Annotated in this window: 24 protein-coding genes; 6 read left to right on the top strand and 18 right to left on the bottom strand. The window is 60.8% G+C overall.

Annotated features, from left to right (window positions below; all coding sequences use genetic code 11):
- The first annotated feature begins 175 nt into the window (after positions 1–175).
- Complete coding sequence (locus H1B37_RS29330) at positions 176–1,105, top strand: CDP-alcohol phosphatidyltransferase family protein (protein WP_182870845.1); 930 nt, start codon at positions 176–178, stop codon at positions 1,103–1,105.
- Positions 1,106–1,224: 119 nt separating this feature from the next.
- On the opposite strand, the gene H1B37_RS29325 is transcribed toward H1B37_RS29330, so the two are convergent.
- From H1B37_RS29325 to H1B37_RS29280, 10 genes are all read right to left on the bottom strand, one after another.
- Positions 1,225–1,599 (bottom strand): hypothetical protein, encoded by a 375-nt coding sequence (locus tag H1B37_RS29325; protein WP_182870844.1) that lies wholly within the window; start codon positions 1,597–1,599, stop codon positions 1,225–1,227.
- Between the two features lie 4 nt (positions 1,600–1,603).
- Positions 1,604–2,098, bottom strand: coding sequence for a hypothetical protein (locus H1B37_RS29320; RefSeq protein ID WP_182870843.1), 495 nt, complete (start codon positions 2,096–2,098; stop codon positions 1,604–1,606).
- Positions 2,099–2,133: 35 nt separating this feature from the next.
- Complete coding sequence (locus H1B37_RS29315) at positions 2,134–2,961, bottom strand: type IV pilus modification PilV family protein (protein WP_182870842.1); 828 nt, start codon at positions 2,959–2,961, stop codon at positions 2,134–2,136.
- Positions 2,962–2,972: 11 nt separating this feature from the next.
- Entirely contained in the window at positions 2,973–3,452 is a 480-nt protein-coding gene (locus H1B37_RS29310) for a type IV pilin protein (protein WP_182870841.1), read from the bottom strand.
- Positions 3,449–4,543 (bottom strand): type II secretion system F family protein, encoded by a 1,095-nt coding sequence (locus H1B37_RS29305; RefSeq protein ID WP_182870840.1) that lies wholly within the window; start codon positions 4,541–4,543, stop codon positions 3,449–3,451. The genes H1B37_RS29310 and H1B37_RS29305 overlap by 4 nt, the downstream gene beginning before the upstream one ends.
- 14 nt (positions 4,544–4,557) lie before the next feature.
- Positions 4,558–6,312, bottom strand: a complete 1,755-nt coding sequence (locus H1B37_RS29300) for a GspE/PulE family protein (protein ID WP_182870839.1) — start codon at positions 6,310–6,312, stop codon at positions 4,558–4,560.
- Positions 6,313–6,390: 78 nt separating this feature from the next.
- On the bottom strand, positions 6,391–7,092 hold the full coding sequence (locus tag H1B37_RS29295; RefSeq protein WP_182870838.1) for a hypothetical protein: 702 nt from the start codon (positions 7,090–7,092) through the stop codon (positions 6,391–6,393).
- Positions 7,089–7,640 carry a GspMb/PilO family protein gene (locus H1B37_RS29290; RefSeq protein ID WP_182870837.1) on the bottom strand — a complete coding sequence of 184 codons (552 nt, stop codon included), beginning with the start codon at positions 7,638–7,640 and terminating at the stop codon, positions 7,089–7,091. The genes H1B37_RS29295 and H1B37_RS29290 overlap by 4 nt, the downstream gene beginning before the upstream one ends.
- Positions 7,641–7,787: 147 nt before the next feature.
- Positions 7,788–9,260: a hypothetical protein gene (locus H1B37_RS29285; RefSeq protein WP_182870836.1), complete on the bottom strand. Its 1,473-nt coding sequence runs from the start codon at positions 9,258–9,260 to the stop codon at positions 7,788–7,790.
- A 240-nt stretch (positions 9,261–9,500) separates the two neighbouring features.
- Positions 9,501–9,944, bottom strand: a complete 444-nt coding sequence (locus tag H1B37_RS29280) for a type IV pilin protein (protein ID WP_220498427.1) — start codon at positions 9,942–9,944, stop codon at positions 9,501–9,503.
- 424 nt (positions 9,945–10,368) lie between these two features.
- Here H1B37_RS29280 and H1B37_RS29275 point away from each other — a divergent pair, with 424 nt between their 5' ends.
- A complete protein-coding gene (locus tag H1B37_RS29275; protein WP_182870835.1) occupies positions 10,369–11,568 on the top strand; it encodes a DUF3500 domain-containing protein in 1,200 nt (399 codons plus the stop codon).
- A gap of 104 nt (positions 11,569–11,672) precedes the next feature.
- Here H1B37_RS29275 and H1B37_RS29270 read toward each other — a convergent pair whose 3' ends face one another.
- Positions 11,673–12,158: a CBS domain-containing protein gene (locus H1B37_RS29270; RefSeq protein WP_182870834.1), complete on the bottom strand. Its 486-nt coding sequence runs from the start codon at positions 12,156–12,158 to the stop codon at positions 11,673–11,675.
- Positions 12,159–12,161: 3 nt separating this feature from the next.
- A complete protein-coding gene (locus H1B37_RS29265) occupies positions 12,162–12,632 on the bottom strand; it encodes a CBS domain-containing protein (RefSeq protein WP_182870833.1) in 471 nt (156 codons plus the stop codon).
- A gap of 375 nt (positions 12,633–13,007) precedes the next feature.
- On the opposite strand from H1B37_RS29265, the gene H1B37_RS29260 reads away from it, so the two are divergent.
- The gene (locus tag H1B37_RS29260; protein WP_182870832.1) at positions 13,008–14,555 is read left to right on the top strand and encodes a putative porin; all 1,548 of its coding nucleotides are present in this window, start codon (positions 13,008–13,010) and stop codon (positions 14,553–14,555) included.
- Positions 14,556–14,809: 254 nt separating this feature from the next.
- Here H1B37_RS29260 and H1B37_RS29255 read toward each other — a convergent pair whose 3' ends face one another.
- Together H1B37_RS29255 and floA are read right to left on the bottom strand one after the other, a co-directional pair.
- Positions 14,810–15,712: an alpha/beta hydrolase family protein gene (locus H1B37_RS29255; protein WP_353620953.1), complete on the bottom strand. Its 903-nt coding sequence runs from the start codon at positions 15,710–15,712 to the stop codon at positions 14,810–14,812.
- Between the two features lie 8 nt (positions 15,713–15,720).
- Positions 15,721–16,701, bottom strand: coding sequence for a flotillin-like protein FloA (gene floA / locus H1B37_RS29250; RefSeq protein WP_286178341.1), 981 nt, complete (start codon positions 16,699–16,701; stop codon positions 15,721–15,723).
- Positions 16,702–17,046: 345 nt separating this feature from the next.
- Between floA and H1B37_RS33455 the strand changes: the two genes are divergently transcribed.
- Both H1B37_RS33455 and H1B37_RS29245 read left to right on the top strand, forming a co-directional pair.
- Positions 17,047–17,391, top strand: coding sequence for a hypothetical protein (locus tag H1B37_RS33455; protein ID WP_220498426.1), 345 nt, complete (start codon positions 17,047–17,049; stop codon positions 17,389–17,391).
- A 156-nt stretch (positions 17,392–17,547) separates the two neighbouring features.
- The gene (locus H1B37_RS29245) at positions 17,548–17,886 is read left to right on the top strand and encodes a hypothetical protein (protein ID WP_182870831.1); all 339 of its coding nucleotides are present in this window, start codon (positions 17,548–17,550) and stop codon (positions 17,884–17,886) included.
- Positions 17,887–18,124: 238 nt separating this feature from the next.
- On the opposite strand, the gene H1B37_RS29240 is transcribed toward H1B37_RS29245, so the two are convergent.
- Genes H1B37_RS29240 through H1B37_RS29225 form a run of 4 tightly spaced genes read right to left on the bottom strand, consistent with a single transcriptional unit; the run spans position 18,125 to position 22,537 of the window.
- Entirely contained in the window at positions 18,125–18,943 is an 819-nt protein-coding gene (locus H1B37_RS29240) for a hypothetical protein (RefSeq protein WP_182870830.1), read from the bottom strand.
- On the bottom strand, positions 18,940–19,905 hold the full coding sequence (gene fhcD, locus H1B37_RS29235; protein WP_436299019.1) for a formylmethanofuran--tetrahydromethanopterin N-formyltransferase: 966 nt from the start codon (positions 19,903–19,905) through the stop codon (positions 18,940–18,942). The genes H1B37_RS29240 and fhcD overlap by 4 nt, the downstream gene beginning before the upstream one ends.
- Positions 19,902–21,590, bottom strand: a complete 1,689-nt coding sequence (locus tag H1B37_RS29230; RefSeq protein ID WP_182870829.1) for a formylmethanofuran dehydrogenase subunit A — start codon at positions 21,588–21,590, stop codon at positions 19,902–19,904. Before H1B37_RS29230 ends, fhcD begins: the two co-directional genes overlap by 4 nt.
- A complete protein-coding gene (locus tag H1B37_RS29225) occupies positions 21,587–22,537 on the bottom strand; it encodes a hypothetical protein (protein ID WP_182870828.1) in 951 nt (316 codons plus the stop codon). The genes H1B37_RS29230 and H1B37_RS29225 overlap by 4 nt, the downstream gene beginning before the upstream one ends.
- 211 nt (positions 22,538–22,748) lie before the next feature.
- Here H1B37_RS29225 and panB point away from each other — a divergent pair, with 211 nt between their 5' ends.
- On the top strand, positions 22,749–23,570 hold the full coding sequence (gene panB, locus H1B37_RS29220; RefSeq protein WP_286178338.1) for a 3-methyl-2-oxobutanoate hydroxymethyltransferase: 822 nt from the start codon (positions 22,749–22,751) through the stop codon (positions 23,568–23,570).
- Positions 23,571–23,582: the final 12 nt, after the last annotated feature.

Raw genomic sequence — 23,582 nt, 5'->3', positions numbered from 1 at the left:
CCCTGATGGCAGCGAAGCTGCCAGAGGACACACGTTCCGCCGGGACGGCGGTGGGGGAACATTTGGGACAAATGTTCTACAAATATTCATGGATGAGAGTCGTTTGCGTACAATGTTCTCCGTCATTTTGATCCACTTCGACGGCACTCTCTTTCCGGTCACCCTTTAGGCATCCATGAGCGAATTAAAACGCGAACTTCACGCGGCGGACGAGTTCGACGACGTGAGCGATGTCGATGCGGCGGAGGAGCAGGATGCGGGCAAGCCGTTGTCACGCAAGGATTTTCGGCGTCAAAAACGCAAGCGTCGTCGCAAAGTCATGCTGGCGGTGCTGCCCACCATGCTGACGCTCGGCAACGGCGTGTGTGGGCTGGGGGCGATCGCGGTGGCGGTCAGCGGTGCCGAACTGGGCTGGCCGCTGGAACAAAAACTGTTCACGTCCGGAATGTTGATCTTCGGTGGCATGTTGTTCGATGCGCTCGATGGATCGGCTGCGCGGATGACCGGCCAGGAGACCGAGTTTGGCGCGCAGTTGGACAGTTTGTGCGATGCCGTCACGTTCGGAACCGCTCCGGCGGTGATCATCTGGCGGATCAGTGATGCGTTGCCGCAGCGGTTTTTGTGGGCCGTGGGCGTGTTGTTTACGCTGTGCGTGTTGATCCGGCTGGCTCGTTTCAACGTCGAAACCGATGAAGACGATTCGCACGAGACGTTTGAGGGGCTGCCCAGCCCGGCCGCGGCGGGGACGCTGGCCGCGTTTGCGATCGCGATGCCGGACTTAAAGGATTTAGCGAGCAACAAGATCTATCCCGAAAACGTCCAGGCGGTTGCCGACGCGGCGTTGGTCGGTTCCCACTATTTCATCCCTGCCCTGGCCGGCGTGCTGGCGTACCTGATGGTGTCCCGGTTCCAGTACCCGCACCTGGTGGCCCAATGGGTCAAGGGACGCCGCACGACGCACCAAATCGGGCAAGCGATGTTCGCCCTCGGCGGCGTCTTTCTGTTGCATTGGTTGGCGCTGCCGATCGCGTTCTGTTACTACTCGTTCGCCGCGCCGTTGCGTTCGCTGATGCGATCGCGTCGAAGTTGGATGCGGGCGAACTAGTAATCTGTCGGGGTGAAAGCGGTAGCGGAAGCCGCCAAGGCTTTCGTTGTTTTCCCGCGACCTGAATCCTCAGTTGAGCGAAACTCTTGGCGAGTTCCGCTACCTGAAAACGGGCGGCACTAAAACGAAGCCGGTAAGCTCGGCAGCGATCCGGCCAGCGGGTCGGGCTCGGCGGTGACATTCCACTTGTCGGTGTCGACGGATTGATAAGTGATCCGGTAGAGCGTCGTTTGGACGCCGTCGTGATGCGAGTACTGGTACGAGACGCTGCCGGTCGTGGGGTTGCCGGTTTCGATCCGTTGACAGGCGAGGGCCAGCACCATCATCGGGCCGCGCGACCTTGTTTCGCTTCGCATTCGGGCTTGTTCGATACGCAGTGCTGAGGCGAGTTGGCGGGCGTGCACCGCGGCCATGGCGGTGGTGGTCAAAATCAACAGCATCACCACCAGCATGGCGTACCCGCGTCGTCGGCTTGAAGGGCGTCGCTGGGTCATGGCGTTAGATGTCGGGGGTGTTGAAGACATAGGTTTCCGTGACGCCGCCCAATCGGAAATCGAGCGTGATCCTCAATTCGTTGCCGGTCACTTCGAAATTCACGGCGTCGACCAGGTTGGCGACCACGTTGGTCCGGCCATTTTCCAGATCGGAACGAATCAGTTGTCCGTCGGTGGCAGAGTAGATGATGACGCGGTCCGGCGAGACCCAATCGGCTGATCCGTCGATGCCGGCGTCGAAGCAAAGTCGCAGTTCGTCGGCACTGGGGATCATGCGGCCGACCAGACGCCAGCGGTTGCGATCGCCGGTAGGAGAGTCCGGATCATTGCCGGCAAAATCGCGTCGAAAGGTTTCGATCGCCAATCGGGCTTCGCCGGCCACGCGCGTGCGGGCGATGTTGTCCGCGACGTTGCGAGTCAGGTCCATGGTCACGCCGGCAGCCATCACGGTGATCGTCGCGGCCATGATCGATCCGATCGTGACTTCCAGCAGACTCATTCCACGTCGTCGTTGCGGTCGGGGATTGCCGGCCATCACTTCAACTCCACGGTGACGGTCGCTCCGCCGCTGGTCGTTGGCCGGGCGGGCGTGACGATTTCGACCGATCGGCGGCAGCGCAGCATGACGGCATCGGCGACCAACCAATCACCAGAGATCGGTGAGTCGTAGATCAGCACGTGCACGGTGCTGTCGGTACAGGTGTAAACGCCCAGGCTTTCCCACCACCGTCCGGAAAGTTCCAAGTCATGCTTGAGCGCGCGTTGGTCGACATGGACAGGCCCTTGCCAGCTGCCGCAATAGACGTAGTGGGGAACCGCGGACCCGAACTCGCCGACGTACGAGTTTTTCTTTTCCGGCACATGGGTGAAGACTTCATAGTCACCCGGCGGGACGCTGTAGAACGAGAACATCGCGTAGGACCCGTAGGCGGCGGCGGTTTGGATTTCGTGGACGGTCGATTCGTTGTCGCCCGAGTGTCCGCCGAACTCTTCCCAATCATCGCCTCCGGTTGCCGCGTGGGTGGTGAAGCCGCTGATGTCTTCGTTGTCGCGGATTTCCTGGTATCCCGAATTGAGCGGGTAGTTGGGCGTCGGTGCGGCGACCGCGTTGGGGACGATGTCCGCGTAGACGCCGAACTTTTTCGCCCAGGCCGCTTCGGCGGGGCTGCCGGCGGTCACGGGATTGATCGATGCGATCTGGTCGGCGGGAAGCATCTGCTGCAGCTGGGCCGTTTGACGCGACTGGATCACCGACAAGCTGTACAGTCCGCTGATTCCGATCGACAGCAGCACCATCGCGACTTGGACTTCCAGATAGGTTGACCCGCGACGTTGTGCGGGCAAGGTTTTCGATCGGCTCATCGTGGACGCCCTCAGAATCCTGGGACGATCGTGGGAGAATCACCGAGGATCGGATTGAACCTGCCCTCGACGTCTCCGCTGATTTCGCCCGTCTCGTCGATCTGAAAGTCACCACTCCAGGCGCCGTTGTAGACGGGATTTCCGGCGCCGTTGAAGCTTCGTCGTCGCGCCTGGGCCGTGAACCCCGCGACATCGGCCGCGGTGATCGAGAACTCATAGCGGGGCGATGCGTTGATCAATTCGTTGTCGACCAATTCGGCGTCGATCAAATCCTGAAGCGAGGTCGCGTAGGTTCGGTTTTCCAGCCAGAAGAACCGCTGGGCGGAGGCGATCGAACGCAAACTGGCGCCGGCCAAATCGGCGTGCGACTGTTCCATCGTTTGAATGACGCTGGGGGCGGCAAAGGTCAACAGCACGGCCAGGATCGTCATCGTGACAATGACTTCGATCAGCGAAAACGCGTTTCGATTTGCTTTGCGGCGGTCGATCACTTGACATTCCCCGCCATTTCGAACATCGGAATGTAGATCGCCAGCATCACCACGCTGATCACGGCGCCCATGACCATGATGATGGCCGGTTCAGCCAGTTTGGTCACGCGGGACATGAACGCTTGGGTCTTTTCGCGATAGTACGGCGCGATCTCTTCCATCACGCGGCCCAGTTGTGCCGATTCTTCGCCGACGCGGACCGCGTTGACCATCATGGAAGTGAACAAGCCAGATTCCTCCAGACCATCGGCCAGGCTGCGACCGGCCGCCATGCGATTCTTTGCGTACTCGATGGCTTCGCGATACGGCGGTTGGGCGGCGAAGACGTCGGCGACGGTCTGCATCGTTTCCAGCATCGGAACACCGCTCTTGAGCAACAGTGCCAGGTTGGACGCAAACCGATACATCGAGGATTGGATCACCAGATCGCCGACGACCGGAATCGCCACCATGACGCTGATCGATCGTCGCCGACCCGCGTCGGTCCCCAGCCAGCGTTTCAACAGGTATCCGCCGACGCCGCAGGCCGCGATGACATACAGGCCATAGGCGGCGACTTGGTCGCTAAGGTCCAATACGAAGACCGTGATGCCGGGCAGTTCGGCGCCCATCTCTTTGAACATGTCGCCGAAGGTCGGGACGACAAACCAGAGCATCGCGAACACGACCAGGATGGCGACAAAAATCAACACGCAGGGATAGATCATCGATCCGATGAACTTGCTGCGGGTGTCGGCCGCCTCACGAATTTGGCGGTTCAGGTCGACCAAGACTTCGTCCAGTTTTCCGGTCGCTTCGCCGGTGGCGATCATCGCGACCCAGTGCATCGGGAACATGTCGGTGGTCGCTTCGATCGCCGAGTGCAGCGGCATCCCGGAGGCGACGCGCTCGGCCACTTCCTCCATCCCCGTTTGCAGTGCTTTGCTTTGGTTCTGTTCGGCGGCCACGTGCAAGGCGCGCAGCAGCGGCGTCCCGGACGCCAGCAGCGACCCGAGTTGTTGGAAGAATGTCATCTTGTCGTCCAGACTCGCGCGTCCATGCTGCTTTGCAGAGACACGTGCGCGAGACAGGAACCAGGCGTCGAGAGACATGACAGGGATGGGGGTTAGTGATCGTTACACAAACTGACGGCTTCTTCCAGGCTGGTGAGCCCCTCGGCGACCTTCGCCGCGGCGCTTTGCGCGAGCAACTTCATGCCGTCTTGGACCGCGGCACGTTTCATGGCGCCGACCGATTCGCCGGCTTGGATCATGTCTTTCAGGTTTTGGTTGATCCGAATCACTTCAAACACGGCCAGCCGACCCTTGTAGCCGATGTCGCGACAGCGTTCGCAACCGCCGGCCCGGAACACCGGAATCTCGCGTGGGATTCCGTACCGCTTGCTCGATTCGGGGTCCAACTGGTACGGCACCTTGCATTCATCGCACAGGCGTCGGACCAACCGTTGGGCGACCAGCAATCGCAGCGTGCTGGCCAGCAAAAAGGGTTCGATGCCCATGTCCTGCAAACGGGTGATGCTGCTCAGCGCGTCGTTGGTGTGAAGGGTGGAGAACACGAAGTGTCCGGTCAACGCGGCCCGCATGCAGATCTCCGCCGTCTCGTCGTCCCGCACTTCACCGACCATGATCACGTCGGGGTCTTGCCGCAGGAAGGCCCGCAGCGCGCTGGCGAACGTCAGTCCGACTTTGGCACGCGTCTGGACCTGGTTGATGCCGCCGAACTTGAATTCGACCGGGTCTTCGACGGTGCACAGGTTTGTTTTTTCGTCGTTCAGTGCGTTCAGGCAGGAATACAGCGTCGTGCTTTTTCCGCTTCCGGTCGGGCCGGTGACCAGCATCAATCCGTGCGGGCTTTGAATCGATTCGGTCAGGTCCTTGAATTGTCGCGAGTCCATGCCCAGCATCGATAGATCGTGTGGCAGCGCGTTCTTGTCCAGCACCCGCATCACGATCTTTTCGCCGAACACGGTCGGGCAGGTGTTGACCCGCATGTCCACTCGGTGCTCGCCGGTCCGCAACGCGATCGCGCCGTCCTGCGGAAGTCGTCGTTCGGCGATGTCCATCTTGCTGAGGACTTTCAAGCGGCTGATCACCGAATTGAGCAACGGCATCGGCGGCGGTTGGACTTCGGACAACACCCCATCGACACGCAAGCGGACGCGACATTCGTCTTCGTAGGGTTCGATGTGGATGTCGCTGGCGCCGGTGGACAGGGCCTGTTCGAAAATGCTGTTGACGTAGCGGATGATGCGACCGTCGCGTCCCGGCGGCGGTGCTTGATCCAGGTGAATGACCTCGGTCGCCTCGGCGGCTTCTTCCTGGTCCAATTCGTCGGCGTCGTCGACTTCCTGGAAACTGGTCGCGGTGGAAACGGGGATCGCGGTGTTCCAACCGCCTTCCTCGTAAAGCATTGTCAACAGTCGTTCGATCACCGAAAGCGGTGCGAACATGGGGCGCATCTGGCGACCGGTCAGCAATTTGATCTCGTCGGCCAGCAACAAAGAATCCGGCGAGAACACGGCGACTTCCAACACGCCGCCGTTGTCGCTGAGCGGTGCGATCAGGTGATCACGGCAAAGTCGATTGGGCAGCACCGAGGCGACGGACGGATCGATCGGCGGTGGCGAGTCGGCCGGCGGATCGAACAACGGCACCAAGTAGTGGTCCGCATACGATTTGGCGATCTGGGTTTCGGTGGCAACGCCGCAGCGAATGATCGACTCTTCGATCGTCACATCCGCCTTGCCGACCGATTGCCAAAGCTCCTCCAGCTTTTCCGGATCGAGATTGTCGATCGACTCCAACAGCCGAATGATCAGCGGATGGTTTTGCGATGCCAGAGCAGTCGTTGCGTTGCTCATTGTGCCGTGCCACGTGCGAGTAAGTTTGGTTGTTCCAGCCGAGACCGAGTCTGCGACCGAGACCATGTCCGTTCGGTCTCAGGTGGTCGTTTGGAATGTCGGCGGTTTCGGGTTTTCGCCGCTCCCACGGCGGGCCGCAGCGGCCGACGGTGAATCGCCATCCTGCGGATCTTGATCCTCATCCCGATCCTCGTCCTCATCCGATTCCAGTTCGTCTGGATCCGGGGTCGGCGAGCCGGATTGCGGCGGCGAGGGTGCGGACGCATGGGGTGTCTTGCCCGAACGAGATTTTCGTTCTTGTTGTTTCAGTTGGACCGTTAGCGGACCGGCGACGACGGTGACATGATCGGCGGCGATGTCGCGGATCGTTGCCGACAGGTCGTTGAGTCCGATGACCGGCAACCGGTCGCCGATCTTGCAGACCCGACCGTTGATGATGGCCCAGCGGTGGTGGTCGGTTTGGGCGATTCCGCCGAGTCGCAATCCGACGTGCAGGTCTTCGGGCGTCGGCCCGATCGGCTCGTCCGGAACCGATTCGTCTGTCGTTGCGTGAGTTTCCGAGTCGGCCGCAGACGTCTCGACCAGCACGGCCGCAAAGGGATCTTTGTTGATCGCCGCGGGCCGGGACGGGGACTGGAGATCGGAGACTTTCCAACGCACCGATTTGGCGCGGACGACGTCTTCGCCCAGGTCCAGTGGCGCCGAGGGGGGCCAACCGAGGTGCAACGCGATCGCGATGACGACCGCTGGTGGTCCGTACTTTTGAAGGGCGACGTTCATTCCTTCTCCTTCAGCATTCGAACGGACAACTGCATCGTGGGCTTGGCGTCGCCGCGCTCGGCCGGATTGATCACCAGCGTCTCGACACGGATCAATTCGGGTTGTGATTCCAACAGGAACAGCGCGTCGTTGAGCTGGGAGAATTCGCCTTCCAAATCCAGCGTGACGCGGACGTTGTAGATCGGTCCCAGCCGTTGCGGGGCTTCGGCATTGATTTGCAGCAGGTCGGCGCCGCCGTCGCGGAACAGATCGATGAAAAAGCTGGTCACCGCATCGTTGCCTTCGCCCTGGATGATCCGCGGCCGGACATGTTCCAGCGCGTCCTCCAACAACATGACTTCTTCGGCAGTTTTGACTTTCGCGCGCAGCTGTTGCAGATCGCGGCGTGTCTTTTTGGTTTTGCCGTGCAGCGGCTCGCTGATCGCGAAAAACATGAGGACGACCATGACCAGCGCGACGGCGATCCGCATGCGTAGCGGATCACGCAATTGTTCGGCGGCTTGCTGCAGTTCCTGGCGCCAGTCCTTTTTCGCTTCGGGATTCTTCATGGTCTAACCCTTCGCTTTGTTGCTGGTGGTCAGGATGATCGAGAACTCGGAAAAGGGGTCAGGCCCCAAAAACCAAATGGCCCTAAGGGTGCTTCGCATTTTTGGGGCCTGACCCCTTTTCCGATCCGCTTGGGGATGATCCATGGTTTAACCCTTTGCTTTGCCGCTGGTGGTCAGGATGATCGAGAACTCGGCGCCGGCGATACCGGTTTCCTGGGACAGGGTGCGTCGGAGGTCGCTGAGTTCGACGCGTTGAAAGTGTTCGGCGACGCTTTCCAGCCCGCCGACGGTTTTGGTCAATCGGCTGACCGAGGCGGGGAGCTGGCCGTCGTCGTCGAGGACGCATTCGGCTTGCAGGATCAGCGTGGTCGGGGCGGTTTTGACGGCGCGTTTTCGCTTTTGGGTCATCGTCGCCGAGCCGCGGATTCCGGTCAGCCGCGTGCCTTCGGGCAAAACCGCCGTGATCTGGCCGAGCATCGGACTCCAGCGAATACGTTTATCCATAAACGTGCTGACAGCCGACGCTCGCGCGTTCAATCGGTCACGCTCCGGGCGGGGGTTGGATCCGTCGGAGATCATCGCCGGGGCGCTGGACACCAGCGCGACGTGATTCGCTTCGGCTTGTTTCAGACGGTCGTGCAGGACCATCGCGAGGGCACAGGCGGCGAGCAAGTACAGGGCGATCTCTTTGTACGGCACGACGCGGTGCAGTTTGAGCGGCTCGCGATACTCGCGGACGAAATCGAATTCGTCTTCGTCGTCGGCCAGGAATCCATCGGCGCAGGCCCGCGCGATGTGTTCCGGTTTCATCGACGGTGCGTCAAGCCAACGAAAATCGCTGGGCAGATTGTGGCTCAACCACTGTCGATCGATCAGCGATTGGAGTTCACGGCGGCCATAGATGCTGACCGCTTCGGGCGGTGTTTCCAGCCCACAGGCGGCATAGGCGGCTTCGACGGAACGAACGATGGACACGATGCCCGTCCCCTCGTCGCCTTGGGGCAGAGGGATGCTCTGCCAGTGGATCGCGCGGGTTCCTTTGGTCATCACCGCCAACAGACTCGTGTCACCCAGAAACACCCGTGTGACCAGTCGGTCGCGACGTTCCTTGCGTTCGTTTTCAACCGCCGCACTGATCAGCGCGTTGGCGGCCGGTTCGAGCCGTTGAAGGGAATGCCGGCTGGCGGCGATCGTCTCACGGATCAATTCAATGCGATCTCGCGGGGCGGCCACAATGCTGACCAGTTGCCGACGATGGGCTTGCCAATTGAGGACATCGATCGCAAGTTGATCGAGTTTCGCGGTGGTGCTTCGCAGCGACTCGCGCAACAGGGTGCGAGGGCTTGCGTTGCCGCCGCCGGAGTTGATCGGGCGGGTCGCAAAGTAGCACTCACTGGTCGGAATCGCCGCGGCAATGGGGGCTGGGGCGTCGGCGACGTCCAACGTGTCGAGTAGTTGTGCGAGCGATTGACCCAGATCATCGCTTTGGACCTCGACCGAGGCGTACTCGTACCGCACCGAGCCGAACATGGTGGTTGATGCGCGGCAGCCGTGAAGGTGTTGTTTTCCGAACAACACCCCGACGACTTGGCTGCGAGATCGATCGCTACCTGTGGTCATGATGGAAACGTCCCCCCTCCGGCGATGCGTCAGGGGTTCCCACGGTGACGTGGAGAACCCACTGCCGCATCAGGATGCGATTGGCCAGTCAACCTGGCACGAAAAAAGGGCGGTCCGTGGATGGCGACGGACTGCCCCAGCTGAATGGATCGGTGGTGGCATCGAAGATCACGATGACGGATCATGCCACGCTTTCCCCCCAGAAAGCGGTCGGGCCGTCAGGCTTTACCAGGGCTTGCCCTAGGTGCTCTGCGGGTTGATTTCCGCATCGATCGTACTGTTGAGCGCGTCGTAACCGTCTTCGGTGAATGTCACGGTGTAAGCACCGTAACCCGAGCTGGAACCGGATCGCGTCAGCGTCAGCGTCCAGGAATCTTCCAGACTTCCCGAGCTGCCGGCGGCCGCGACGCCAACGCTAAAGTACTTCGGCGGGGCTTGTTCCATGTCCAATTGAGTCAGATCCGACGCGTAAGTCCCTTGGCGTGCCTGATAGCGCTCTTGGGCCGCACGCACGCTGGCCAGGTACTTGAATGATTCGGATGCTTTGCTTCGTTCAACACTTTGCAAAAGTCGCGGGACGCCGAACGCCGCCAGGACGCCGATGATGATGACGACGACCGACAGCTCGACGAGCGAAAAACCCTTTCGGGCACGACTGGGGCGAAAGGCAATTGCGTGAGCCACGGTGGGCCTCCAACGTAAATCGGGTAGTTGTTTCTATAACGTGTGATCGATCCTGGAGAGACTCCGACCGAATCGGTGAGTTTGTCGCCATGTGGATCGCGACTTAAGAAACTGATAGGACACACGCAAGGACTGGCCCCCGGAGTCAACAGAAATTCGCGCGCGGCGGTCGGGGGAGGAGTGAACCGGTGAGACATGTAGCGGTCATTCCGGTCGGGACACTCCTCAGCCATACCGCTGTGCTCCCCAAAGGAGGACGCGAGGGAGCGGCGCAACAATCCCCTTGCTTCCTTCTCGCGGGCTCGGCTGGACGTCGGAGCGACGTGGAGAGGCGATGGCACACGTCGGGACCGCCGCCGGGTATCATGGTTCCTCCCCTGAAACCCCCGTTTCGATTCTGTGACTTCGTCGCAAAAGGATGTCCATGTTTGGCAACAAAAAGATCTGGTTTGTCGGTGTTCTGCTGGCTGCTGCCGGTGTCGGTTTCAATGCGGTTTCACAGCCTCCTGGGGGCAGACGGCCACGTGGCGGGGGCGAGGCCTCGCTGAGCGAACCATTCCGGGGGGTCAGCTCCGGCGGCAAAATCCGCGAAGGGCTGTTCAAGATCGAATCGACCGGAGTTACCACGAAGCCAGTCGTCGACGCGGCGAAGAAGTTTCTCGCTTCGCTAAGTGAACAGCAGCGGGCGCGAACGACGTACCCGGTCGACGACCTGGAATGGCGAAAGTGGGATAACCGACATTTCTACAAACGACAGGGGGTCGGGTTTGACGAAATGTCGCCCGCCCAACGCGAGCTCGTCTTCGATCTGATGGGGGCCAGTTTGAGCGCGAAGGGATTGAAGTTGTCCAAAGACATCATGAAGCTGAATGGGACTCTGGCGGAACTGGCCAACAACTTCGATGAATACGGGGAATGGTTGTACTGGATCACGGTGATGGGCGAACCTTCGACGAGTGAGCCGTGGGGCTGGCAGATCGATGGGCATCACTTGATCATCAACTACTTTGTCCTGGGCGACCAAGTTGTGATGTCACCGGTTTTTGTCGGCAGTGAACCGGTGCACGCGACGAGCGGTAAGTTCGAAGGCACGATCGTGCTTCAGGACGAACAAAACGCAGGTCTGGAATTCATGCGATCCCTCGACCCCGAGCAACGAAAGCAGGCCATCGTGTCGAGCGTCAAGAGTGGCAACAACGCGGTTGCCCAAGCGTACAAGGACAACATCGATCTGGATTATGCCGGGATACCCGCATCAAAGTTAGACGAAGGTCAACGCGAGCTGCTGCTCAAGGTGATCGGCCTGTATGTCGGGAACATGGACGAAGGGCATGCGAAGGTGAAGATGGACGAGGTCCGGCGGCATCTGGACGAGACGTATTTTTCCTGGGTCGGACAGACGAGCGATGACAGCGTTTATTACTACCGCGTCCACAGTCCGGTCTTGCTGATCGAATTCGATCACGAGCGACGCGTCGCGCCGTTCCGAACGTCCGAGCCGACACGCGACCACATCCATGCCGTGATTCGAACACCCAATGGAAACGATTACGGAAAGGACCTGCTGCGCCAGCACATCGAGCAGCATCATCATGGTCATGACCATGACCACAAACATCCGTGATGTGGATACGGGGCGCGGCTAAGTACGTCGGCCCTTCCGGGCGGTCGCCTCTCGCTGCGGAGCAGCGAGAGGAATCGCCTAAAGGCGAGACACCAACGTGCGGTTTAGCTGAAGTGTTTTTCCATGAAGGCGAACATCCGGCGGGGGCTGATGATGCCTTGGACGCGTTCGTCCATGTCCAACACGGGGACGTGGCGATGACCGGCAACGGCGATTGCCGCGGCGGCCGAGGCCGATGGGTCGGACTGGTAGACGATCGTCGGGTCAGTGGTCATGAACTCTTCGACCGGACGCGAGCAGATTCGCGGGTACCGTTCGACCACTTTTTCGAGCACGTCGCGTTCGGTGAAGATCCCGACCAGGCGATCGCTGTCGATGACTAGCAAGCTTGCCGCACCGGAATCATGCAGCATCTCCACGGCCTCTTGAACCGTCGCATACGGGCTGATCTGCAGATACGGTTTGGCATCGATTTCTGCGACAGGGTCCTCGGCCAGCGCTCGCTCCAGTTCGCTGTCGTAGTCGGCCGGCTCGAAGTTGGAGAGCGGGTCGATCGATTCAGCCGGATCCAATCTGAAGTACGAACTCATCGCTCAAGCTCCTTCGCGTTGAAGCATCCACGGGGCACTGCCGAGACGCTGGACGGTGATCTGTTTCGCATAACAATCGCACACGTAATCGGCCAGCCCACGCTGGCCGGTCAAGCCGATCAGGTACCCTTCGTCGTCGGTCACGCACATGAATCGACGGCCCGAATCGACCACGGCCTTCCATGCCGTCATGATCGGATCGCTGGCTCGCACCACGCTGAAATCCGGCTCGGCGTAGCTGGAAATCGGTGTCGTGTCTAACGACGCTCCCGCGACCAGCAATCGGATGATGGACTGTTCGGTAAACACACCGGTGGGACGACAGTTCTGGTCGACGATCACCGCACATCCCAAGTGATGCGTCCGCATCAATGCGATCGCCGCCCGAGCCACGGTGTGCTCGTCGATCGCGATCGCGTCACGCAGCGGCAGTGTGCGGATCTGCTCGCTCGATAATTGCTCTTCGAAGGTCATGGTCTGGTTCTCCTGAATGACGGACCAATCTGTGGTGCATCCGAGAGGCCAAATCGCCACGAATCACCGCCGTGGAAGCGGATTGCCGAAGGTTCAGGTCGTAGGACGCCGGTGCGCAGTTGTCTCCTGGTAAGGGCGCGCTGTTTTCCGCAAGAGGGAATCTGACGCGGTCTCTCAACGGTTGGAAATGGCCGTCGATTTTTGCGCTGCGTTCTTTCGATGCACTTCGTGCTACGGCATCGGGCAGGTGACGCGCAGGTGAGCAGTGCGGAAATGCGTAAATTTGACCATCCGACGAGCTGTTCCCGGCCGAATACCAACAAGGTGCACAGGTCAATTTGACGGCGGAGCAAGCTTTTCCGTGGGGATCAAGAAATGAAATTGCTATCAATAGCCGCGGGCCGTGCCGGGCTCTGGGCGGGGCTGCTGATTGCATCGGCCGGGTTGGTTTGTGGGCAAGGGACGGTCAACCCCATCCCTCTCGACACCCCGACCAACCCGCCCCGACGGGCGCCGGTCGATGATGGAGCCGCCGCATGCAGTGCCGGAGAATGCAGCGCCGAGGAATCACTCGCCGCGGCGCTCCGGCGGATCGAGCAGTTGGAGCGTCGGGTCGTGGAAGTCGAAGGGGAAATCGCGCCGCTGTTCATCGAAGCGGATCGGCTGAACGAGGTCGGCCGGCTGGATGATCCCGGGCCGGCATGTGGTTCAGACCTCTGTGTCACCGCAGCGCCGCTGGCATCTCACTACGTGATCTACGATCGGGGCTGGACGCTTCGTCCGTGCAGTCGCCAGCGGATACCATTCGAATTGAAGCTGGAACTGCACCATCAGTTTCGCTTCACGCAGTTCGGTGCCCGGGGCGAACCTGATCCGGATGCGGCCGGAAATCCTCGCGACATTTCCGACCGAAACGACTTTGACATCAACCGCGGCCGCGTTGTTTTTTCAGGATATGCATTTTCGCCTGACCTGGGGTACTACTTGAATATCGATTACAGCACGGTAGCGTCCAGCTCGATCTTACCGCTGCTGGGTTGGACGTCGTTTCGGATCAGTGATCGTCTGAGTCTTTACATGGGGCTTGGGAAGGTTCCGGGGACGTGGGAGTGGCAGCAGACATCCCGGTACACGCTCGGAGTCGACCGCACGATGGCGACGACGTTTTTTCGTCCTTCGATCAGTGCCGGGATTTGGGCCAATGGGTCGTTGAACGACTCGCTGCACTACACGGTTTTTGCGGGCGACGGTTTCAACACACTTTCGTTACGGGCAGACGCGTTGGACACGAACTTGGCCTATTCGATGCTTGCTTGGTGGGAGCCGCTGGGTGATTTCGGGGTCGGTTTTTCGGACTTGGAGCATCACGATTCGTTCGTCCTGCGGCTTGGCCATGGTCTGACTCAGACCCAGAATGAGAGCGTCATTGGGGAGGTTCCCAATCAAGAGGGGACGGTGTTTCGATTGACTGACGGGACGAGGTTGACCGAAGAGGGGGCATTGCGTCCGGGGGAGCGCGTCGACGAGTTCGACGTTTGGCTATACACCGTGCACGCTGGGCTGAAGCGGCGTGGCGCCAGCATGAGTGGCGAGTACTATTGCCGTTGGCTGAGGAATCTGCGTGGTGCATCGGGCAGCGAGTTCCAGTCGTTGTTTGACCATGGGTTTTATGTCCAATCGGGAGCATTCATTGTTCCGAAGTCGGTCGAGGTATTTGCCCGAGGTTCATACGTCACCGGCAAGCAAGGCAGTGGCGACGAGGTCTCAGCCGGATTCAACTGGTATCTGTTTGGTCAGCGTAACGCGCGTGCGACGTTCGAATTGGCCGATCTGAACGACTCGCCTGCCCAGCAGTCTCGGACCGGTTACGTTGCCGGCGGCAGCGGCCTGCTCTTTCGGGCGCAGTTGTGGACGTTTTATTAGGCTTTGTCCCTAAACCCATCGCGGAAGCCGCCATGGCTTTCGTCGTGCAGCAGTTCACGCGGGAACAGCCGAAATTCTTGGCGAATTCCGCTACTTCATACGCCCCATGAGGGGTTAGGGACAAAGCCGAGTCTTCCGTTTCGCCATAATCGTCGGAGTAGCGGTCGCGGATGACGCGAGGAGTCCTCGCAGTTGGCAATCCGGATGGACTCGTCGTCTCGTCCACTACCCGAAAACCTTGCTGCGTAGGGATGCTAGCCGGATGCGTGATCGTCGTCGACGAAACGGTGGCACCAGGCGGCGAGGATCCGCGAGACAAAGGTCAGGTCTTGTGGATGTTTGGCCAACAGATGGTCGGCCCCGGGCAGCGACATCAAACTGACCGGCGTGAGCGCCTGGTCGGCGGCCGAGCGATCGGTCTGGATCAGCGTCATCAAGCGAATCGCGTGATCGATTCCCACGGTCGCATCGACCGGGGAATGAAGCAGCAGGACGGGGCAATCGATTTGCGGCAGCCGGTTGGTGACGTTGTGGCGGCGAAAATCATCGAGCATCTGTCGGCGGATCGTCCAGGTGATGCCACCGATGGTGACGTCGCCTTGGCCTTCGGATTCGATCGCCGGGTTCATCCGGGAGAGCAGCGTCGCCAGGTGTTGAGTGTCACTGGGGGCGGCGAGCGTGGCGACGAATTTCAAATTCCGCAGCAAGTCTGCGTCTTGGTGATCCGTCGCTGGATGGGCACCAGAGTTTGCGGCGGTGACCAGGGAGGCGATGCCACCGAAGCTGTGCCCGACCAACGCGGTGACCGGTCCCAATTCATCGTTGGCGAAACGGATCGCCGCGGCCAGATCACGCAGGTTGGTGGTGAAGTTGGTTTTGGAGAAATCGCCGTCGCTGCCGCCCAGCCCCGTCATGTCGTAGCGCAGCACCGCGATCCCGTCACGGGCCAGGGCGCGACTGATTTTGACGGTCGCCTTGAAGTCTTTGTTGCAGGTAAAGCAATGGGAATAGACGACGACCGGCCGCGGTCGCATGCCGCCGGTTTTTTTGTAGGGATGCCACATCTTGGGGCGATCGACGATGCCCGCAAGATGATCAGCGCGATCGGCTCCGCTGGGGAACTTGACGCGGTAAGAGGTCGATTCGTGTTCGTTCACGGGATCCGTCAGATGGCAGATCCGTTGGGTGCCGAAATACGACCGGCGCGAAACGCTTCGGCCATCGCTTTGGGCACTTCGGCTTCGGCCAGCACCAGGTGTGCCTTGTTGCTGGCGACCATCGCTCGCATCTGTTGCTCTTGGGCGACGGCTTCGGCGCGACGGCTTTCCGCTTCGGCCTGAGCGACCCGTGTGTCGGCTTCGGCTTGATCGCTTTGCAGTCGGGCGCCGATGTTCTCTCCGACGTCGATGTCGGCGATGTCGATCGAGACGATTTCGAACGCGGTCTGGGCGTCCAGACCACGGTCCAGGACGACTCGGGTGATCATGTCCGGATTCTCGAGCACCTTGAAGTGTGTTTCGGCCGAACCGATCGAACTGATGATCGCTTCGCCGACACGGGCGATCACGGTGTCTTCGGTGGCACCGCCGATCAATTGTTCCAAGTTGGTTCGCACGGTCACGCGAGCCCGGACACGCAGCTCGATTCCGTTTTTCGTGATCGCGCTCAGCGTGGTCTTGCCGCTGCGGCTGGGATCGGGGCAGTCGATGACCTTGGGATAGACGCTGGTCTGGACGGCGTCCAGGACGTCGCGTCCGGCCAAGTCGATTGCCGCGGCTTGGTCAAAATCGAGAGGGATCTCGGCCCGTGCGGCCGCGATGATGGCGTGGATGATGTTCATCACATTGCCGCCGGCCAGATAGTGGGCTTCCAACCGCCGCGTGCTGATCCCGGCTTTGCGGCCGATGTCCAGTCCGGCTTGGGCCGACATCACCTTGGCCTGGACGATCACGTTCGGGTTGACCTTGGTGAAGTGCATCCGAATCAAACTCGGCAAGCTGACGTCCGCGACGGACATGTAGGCCTGGACCCACAGTTTTCCGTAACGCAGCAGAAAGAACCCCATCACGGCGGCAAAAATCAGAAACACCAACGTTCCGATGGCGATCAGGGCCGCGTAAAAGGCTCCGTTGGCGGCCAACGGCATCAGCGGCCCCGGCGGCAGTTGCATCGCTGCGGTCGGCATCACAGTGGAATCGGCAGCGAATAGATCTGCGGCGAACGCAGACGACGGGGCGAGCAACATGACGACGCAATTCCTTTGAAGCGTGATGAGTTCTCGGGGTGAACTGCTGCCAACGACAAACAGGCCAACACCGCGTATCTTAAGGCGTCGCGGAGTCTGCTGGCAAGGTTACGCGGCGATCCAAACCGCACTTGTTGCCAAACAGCCGTGCCGGTGTCACTTTGAGCGAAATTAAACCGACGACAAGCGTGTCACGCCGGGATCGTGTGTCGGGACCCAGCAGACTCTCTCGCTTGCGCTTCGAGCTTGTCGAAACGTGACGCGGCTGCGCGAGGCCAGAAGTCGCCCCACGCTGATTTCCGCTTCAACCTCTGCCGCGTGTCGTTTGATACCTGTCGAATTGGCGTCAACTCAGATCCCAAACGTGTCGGTTCTTGCGAAAAAAGTGTGAAAGTCATGAAGAAATGGACTTCTCAACACGTTTTCAACTGTCCGCACGCCGGCAATGTGCGTAATGTTAAAGTGGAGCGGCTTCACGAATCATCGGGCGCCAGTGTTGAAATTTTGAATCGTGGATTTGCAGATCACAAGCACTCCGACGAAGAAACGGACACCCGATCAACGCAAGGCGAGCGAATGTTTTTTCGTTGAGGTTTGGGTGAGGATCCAGTGTGGTAATGGGGCCAGTGCTTCGTGGGGCCAGTGCTTCGTGGGGCCTGTGTGGCAGGCGATCAAGCAACTCCGAGGTGAAGCCGGGCATCTTGAAGGCCAGGCCGGGCAAATTGAGGCGAACGAGAGGAACAAGTCATGCACATAAACTGGAAACCGGGGGACTGGGCGGTCTATCGAAAAAGCAAGAGTGGCGCCAATCCCGGACGCCGCGCCGCACAAGTGGTGGCCTCGCCCAAGGGTGAGACCTACGGCTATGTCGTCGACAAATTCTGGGTCGTCGATGAAGTGCTCCCCGACGGCCACCTGAGGCTGGTCACGGCCAAGGGCAAGGTGCATACAATCGAAGCCGACGATCCCAACTTGCGTCGCCCCAGTCTGCTGCAACGTTTTCTTTGGCGTGAGCGATTTGCGATGGTCGAAGCCAGCCGCGGCGATTACAGCAACCGAACGCGTGGTAATGCGATCGGGGTGTAGGAATCTGTCACGCCTAAAGATTCGGGTAAACGGTAGTGGACGACGCGAGGAGTCCTAGCCATTGGCAGTCCGACAGGCCCCGTCGTAATGGACTCGTCGCCTCGTCCACTACCCGGAGAACTCGTCCACTACCCGGAGAACTCGTCCACTACCCGGAGAACTCGTCCACTACCCGGAGAACTCGTCCACTACCCGGAGAACTCGTCCACTACCCGGAGAACAAGCTGCGGCGGAATACTTAGGAGAGCGCCGTTTCCGCGGTCGCCGCAAAAATCACTTCTCCCAACCCGCCGACGTGACGGTCGGCGCGGGTCCGAAAGACCGGCAACCGCCGCAGCATCTGGGTGATCTCCTGAAACATCGGCTCGCGGTAGAGGCTGAAAAACGCGGGATCAAACCGGATCGGGCTTGAAAACCGTCGCTTCGCACCGTCTTCGTCTTGATCGGCTTGCCGCACCACGTTGGTGGCGTCAGCCAGGATCACGCTGCCCCGCTTCATGCCGACCGCCAATCCGTCGCCGGTCGCTCCGCCGACGCAGATCGTTCCCGCGACCATCGACGCGCCCAGCATCGTCCCGGCCGACCCGCGAATCATCAGCGTCCCGCGTCGCATCCGATGCCCCACGTAGTTGCCGGCGCCGCCATGGATTTCGATCACGCCGCCGGACATGCCGCTTCGGCGAGTGCCGCAAGGGGCGGCCACGTAGTCGCCGGCGTCGCCTTGGACGCGAACCCGCCCGCCGGTCATGCCGCACGCGGTGTAATGGCCGGCAGATCCGATGATTTCAAAATCGCCGTGATCGTGCATTGCCGCCAAACCGTGCACGCGATCCAGTTGGCCTTCGACGACGATCTGATCGGTTTCCGATTCATCAATCGTCACCTGAAATAGTTCGCCGAGTCCAACCGGTCGTCCGTCGGCGGTGATGGTCAGTTCGTTGATCTGGGCGGCTGATTTGTCGGCCATCCGGCGGCGTCGAATGTTGGACGCGTCGATCGAGAGCGGTGCGGAGTCGTTGCCGACGGTCCCACGGCGTTGCAAGTGCCAGCGCGTCATGACAGGACCTCGTGCAGGTGGAAATGGTGTCGTCCAAGTTTGCCGCCGTAGTTTCCCGCGGTGACCGCCACCAAACCGTGTTCCCCACAACTGCTGCATGCCGCGCGGATGCCGGTTCGCATCGCTTCGGCAATCGCGTCGAAACTCAGCCCGTCCAAGACGACTTCCAGCACCGCGTTTTCGCCGTCGGCCAACTGCGAGTCGGTGATGCCGCGCAGGGCCGGACAATATGCATCGTTGGTCGACGCGATCATCGACTTGTATTTCGACCCGACTTTGGAACCGCTACGCGTCACACCGCCCGGGAACGGCGTGATCACATCGGGGATCGGGTCGATGGCTCCGATGGCGGCACGGGCGGCGCGACTGGCGGCATGTAGATCGCGGGCGACCAACAGGAAATTGCCGCCTCCGATCCCTGAGACGCGTGGAGCATCGTGTTGGCAGATGAATTCGCCATCCATCACGGGGATCCGCCAGAACCGTTTCCCGTCGATCACCTTGCTGATCTGGTTTCCGTCGCCGAAGAAACGCAGCGTTTTGCCAAGCGCGATTCGCTTGTCGCGGGGGACGTCGTCGGTCAGCCCGGCAAACAGCGCGGTCGTTGGGCAGGTCAGCACACATTGTCCGGCGCGTCGGGTGATTTGTTTTTCCAAATCGCCGCCGGACATGGCAAAGGCCAGCAGCGCGATCCCGGGGCGGCCGTCGGGCGTCTCGCTGGGCGACAGTCGGCGTTCGATATCGATTTCCAGTTTGCAGTCGATCACGCTGGTCCCGAATCCGCTCATCGCCGATGCGGCGTGTTCGGCCCAGATTTCGTCCATCGCGGTGATGATGACGCGGGTGGCCTTCATGTCAAAGGCTTCCGCAAAGGTGGCTTCGATGCGGACCCCGTTGATCTCCACCGGCCGGTTCGCGTCGGTCGGGTTGTCCGTGCCTGGAGGTTTTGTTTCTTCGTTCACTGGACACGCTCCCGCATCGCTTGCTTGATCGGGTGCGAATGGAGGACCGACTGCATTTCATCGTCGCTGATCCGCAATCGATTTAGGTCAAACGTGGATGACGCGTTGTACGCATTTCGGAACCGCTGGACCGATTGCGGGTCATGGGGGACGTCCGCGGTGACGGTGTTGTGGGGTGGCCGATTGGTCGCGGTCGACGGCGCTCCCCACGGTGCATAGGTTCCGCCGTCGATGACATGTCGGCCACTGGCAAAGACATGACGGGGTGTTCGAAACATGGTTTCCAGGTCGTCTTGTGTTTCGTACACGCTGACGTCCGCGATCGCGCCGGGAGTCAGCCGTCCGTGCCGAGAGAGTCCCATGATGGCGGCCGGGGCGCTGCGAGTCATCGTGGCGATGTCGTGCAGCGTGTATTGCCGCGAAAGGCCGCCCAGGGAACTTGCCGCCGCAGCATCGGTGTGGATTTCCGCCAGCGCGGTTTCGCGAAAGGAGCGATCGCCGAGCAATCGCAGCAAGTGCGGATAGGCGGTGAACGGTGCTCCGTTGGGATGGTCGGTGGTCAAGAAAACTCGCGACGGATCATCGATCATCAGGAACAATTCCAGCCCGATCGCCCACTGCAACGCGTGGACAAATTGGCGGCGGCGGTATCGAAACGGGACGACGCCGCAACCGGCTTCGCATTCGATGTCGACGATCGCGGTTTTGCGTGGCGACGCGTGACGGCGGTTGTCGTATTGGTGGGGTTCATCGGCGCTGATCGTGACCGTCTGGCCGAACATGACTTGTCCGACGTCGATCGTCACGTTGGGGTGTTGGGCCATGGCGGCGGCCAGTTGGTCCGCCGCCGACGACATCCCGTATTGGCTTTCATCGCCGTAACAATGGAACTGGGCGTGCGTCAGGTGGATCGGCAATCCGTCGGCGGCTTCGATCGTTGCGATCGTCGAACGGATGTTGCCCGGCACACCCAGATTGCTGGTGTGGATGTGTAGCGGGTGGACGAGCCCGATTTCGTGGACGGCCCTGGCAAGCCGGCGGATGATTTGGGCCGGCGTGACGCCGTAGTGCGGATGGGGCGTGTCGACGTCCAATTCGCGGCGGCCGAATTTGAAGGCGGAAATCCCGCCGGGGTTGACCGCTTTGACCGCGATGCTTTGCGTGGCGCGGACCATCCAGGCGACGTAGTCGTTGATTTCCGCTTGGGGCGCCGAGGCGGCGACCAGGGACATTAGTAATTCGTCGTTGCCCAGCAGACAGAATCCGCCGGTGGTCAAATCGGGCATGTCGGCCATTTCCGCATGGGCCGCGCGGGCGTTGCAGGGGATCACCGCCGGTTCGAGCGCGACGGTGTATCCCATTTCCAGGTAGCGTCGGGCGGCGATGGCGGCCGAGGGCAAGTAGTCGGACTGGGCCGCGGCGCGGGCGGTCGCGCGGGCGTCGTCGTCGATCCGGTCCTGCATCAACAGCCGGGCGATGGACAGTTTTCCGCCGCCGATGTGCGTGTGGATGTCGATGCCGCCGGCCATCACGACACAGCCGCGGGCGTCGACCACGCGATCGGCGTCCTCGCTGCTGAGTGACTCGCCGGAGATGATCGCATCGTCCTGGAGCCAGAGGTCGGCGATCTGGTCGAGGTTCCCCGCCGGGTCGATCAGACGTCCTCCTTGAATCAGGGTTTTCATAGCTCCTCTTGCTGGGTGTCTGGTTTGGCGTCGTCCGGATTTGCATTGTCCCCTTTTTCCGCGTCGTCTCCCAGACCCGATGGTTGCTGCCCCGATGGTTGCTGCCCCGATGGTTGTTCAGTGTCGGCCTGTTTTCCGTCGTCGGCGTCCTGTTTGTCACCGCGCCGACGTCTCGATTTTCGCTCGGGAGCGGGTTGGTATTCACCGTAAACGCGGTCGGTGGAGATGGTGATGCGGTCGGCTTTGACCTGATTCTCATTCGGGGGTTGGTAGAAACCGGCCACGGTGACCGCGTCGCCTTCTTGCGCCAGTGCCAAGTTGTTGTAGCGGACTTCCAGCGTGGTGTTGGCATCGACCGGCACTTGGACCGGCATTTTTCCGGCTTGGACGGCCAGCACGCCGTTGGGGGCCAGCCCGATCAATCGGCCCACGATCGATAGCTTGCCGACCATCGGTTGGTTGCGGTTGCCGCGGTGGGTGTCAGAGTAAATGCCGGGCGTGAATTGTTCTTTGGTCCGGCCGTGCAGCGAGCGCGGGTCGACCGGTTGAAACAGCGTGATTTTTCCGACCGGGGCCAGGGGCACTCCGCCGGGGCCGAAATTGGCCGAGAAACGCATCAACATGCCGCGTTGCAAGAACGCCGGGGTCGCTTTGGCGACGAACTGGAACGACGAAATCGTGTCGGGCATCGCGACCAAGGCTTCGCTGCCGTCCTCTTTTTCGACCACGACCAGATTGCGGCGTATGCCTTTCAGGGTGCCTTTGAAGTTGGTGACCTCGTTGGCCGGCAGCGTGCCGGCGGGCACGTTGGATTGCCCCTGGCCAAGATCGGCCGTCCCGAAACCGGGAGCTTGTGCGGCCAGGGGATTGTCGAAACCGCATTGCATCGACAGGAAGCAGTGGATCGACAGGAACAGGGCAATCAGCGGCGGGGAGATGCGGTTCATGGGTGGGGCACCGGCGAAAGATTCGATCAGGTGGAATCGGGGGGATTTGCACCAGTTTACCCAGAGTCGTGATGGCGTGTGTCGCCGGCCGATTCGTTCCGATGGCGGCGGCCGCGGCGAACTTGGAGGACGGTTTTCGCGGGCTAGCTGGTCTGTTACTCTGCCAGTTGATCCCTGCCGTGGATTTCGGCGGGTGTTGTTCAATCGGTGCATGGCAAACCTCTCGATGGTCGACGAAAAAGCTCCCCCACGCGTGACCACCCGCTCGCTGCAACGGCGGCGCGATTCCGGCGGCTCGATTTCGATGCTGACGGCGTACGATTTCCCCACGGCACGACTGCTCGACCAAGCCGGGATCGATGTGTTGTTGGTCGGCGATTCGCTGGCGATGGTGGTCCAGGGGCATGAGACCACCCTGCCGGTGACGATGGACCAGATGATCTACCACGCGGAAATGGTCGGTCGTGCGGCCTCGCGAGCGATGGTGGTCGTCGACCTGCCCTTTCCCGACGGCCAGCTGTCGATCGAACGCAGTATCGGTTGCGGTGCCCGGGTGCTGAAGGAAACACGCTGCCACGCGGTCAAGTTGGAAGGCGGCGCTGAACAGGCGTCGCGCATCGAGGCGATGGTCACCGCGGGGATCCCGGTGATGGCCCACGTCGGATTGCGACCGCAAAATGTCTTCGTCCAGGGCGGTTACCAGATCCAACGCGATCAGGAGGCGTTGGTCAAAGACGCGATCGCCGCCGAGCGTGCGGGGGCATTCGCCGTGTTGATCGAATGTGTTCCCGAGTCGGTAGCCGAAGCGATTCACGCGGCGGTTCGCGTACCGACGATCGGAATCGGCGCCGGACGAGCGACCACGGGCCAAGTCCTGGTCACCCACGACTTGATCGGATTGACGTCGGGCTACACTCCCAAGTTTGTTAGAACGTACGCTTCGATCGGCGAGACGATTCGCTCCGCCGCGTCGGCGTTCCACCAAGCGGTCGGCGACGGTAGCTTTCCGGGCCCCGACGAAACATTCGATTGATTGTTTGATTGA

This window comes from Stieleria mannarensis (assembly GCF_014154935.1).
GTDB classification, from domain to species: Bacteria; Planctomycetota; Planctomycetia; order Pirellulales; family Pirellulaceae; genus Stieleria; species Stieleria mannarensis.
Note: the sequence above shows the minus strand (reverse complement) of the source record. Positions and strands in the feature narration are given on the sequence as shown.

Coding starts and splice junctions, on each gene's coding strand:
- H1B37_RS29330 (WP_182870845.1), top strand. CDS start 176: ATGAGCGAATTAAAACGCGAACTTCACGCGGCGGACGAGTTCGACGAC.
- H1B37_RS29270 (WP_182870834.1), bottom strand. CDS start 12,158: ATGAGTTCGTACTTCAGATTGGATCCGGCTGAATCGATCGACCCGCTC.
- H1B37_RS29275 (WP_182870835.1), top strand. CDS start 10,369: ATGTTTGGCAACAAAAAGATCTGGTTTGTCGGTGTTCTGCTGGCTGCT.
- H1B37_RS29300 (WP_182870839.1), bottom strand. CDS start 6,312: ATGAGCAACGCAACGACTGCTCTGGCATCGCAAAACCATCCGCTGATC.
- H1B37_RS29245 (WP_182870831.1), top strand. CDS start 17,548: ATGCACATAAACTGGAAACCGGGGGACTGGGCGGTCTATCGAAAAAGC.
- panB (WP_286178338.1), top strand. CDS start 22,749: ATGGCAAACCTCTCGATGGTCGACGAAAAAGCTCCCCCACGCGTGACC.
- H1B37_RS29305 (WP_182870840.1), bottom strand. CDS start 4,543: ATGTCTCTCGACGCCTGGTTCCTGTCTCGCGCACGTGTCTCTGCAAAG.
- floA (WP_286178341.1), bottom strand. CDS start 16,701: ATGCCGTTGGCCGCCAACGGAGCCTTTTACGCGGCCCTGATCGCCATC.
- H1B37_RS29295 (WP_182870838.1), bottom strand. CDS start 7,092: ATGAACGTCGCCCTTCAAAAGTACGGACCACCAGCGGTCGTCATCGCG.
- H1B37_RS29230 (WP_182870829.1), bottom strand. CDS start 21,590: ATGAAAACCCTGATTCAAGGAGGACGTCTGATCGACCCGGCGGGGAAC.
- H1B37_RS29320 (WP_182870843.1), bottom strand. CDS start 2,098: ATGAGTCTGCTGGAAGTCACGATCGGATCGATCATGGCCGCGACGATC.
- H1B37_RS29225 (WP_182870828.1), bottom strand. CDS start 22,537: ATGAACCGCATCTCCCCGCCGCTGATTGCCCTGTTCCTGTCGATCCAC.
- H1B37_RS29260 (WP_182870832.1), top strand. CDS start 13,008: ATGAAATTGCTATCAATAGCCGCGGGCCGTGCCGGGCTCTGGGCGGGG.
- H1B37_RS29265 (WP_182870833.1), bottom strand. CDS start 12,632: ATGACCTTCGAAGAGCAATTATCGAGCGAGCAGATCCGCACACTGCCG.
- H1B37_RS29290 (WP_182870837.1), bottom strand. CDS start 7,640: ATGAAGAATCCCGAAGCGAAAAAGGACTGGCGCCAGGAACTGCAGCAA.
- H1B37_RS29315 (WP_182870842.1), bottom strand. CDS start 2,961: ATGAGCCGATCGAAAACCTTGCCCGCACAACGTCGCGGGTCAACCTAT.
- H1B37_RS29240 (WP_182870830.1), bottom strand. CDS start 18,943: ATGACGCGCTGGCACTTGCAACGCCGTGGGACCGTCGGCAACGACTCC.
- H1B37_RS29285 (WP_182870836.1), bottom strand. CDS start 9,260: ATGACCACAGGTAGCGATCGATCTCGCAGCCAAGTCGTCGGGGTGTTG.
- H1B37_RS29325 (WP_182870844.1), bottom strand. CDS start 1,599: ATGACCCAGCGACGCCCTTCAAGCCGACGACGCGGGTACGCCATGCTG.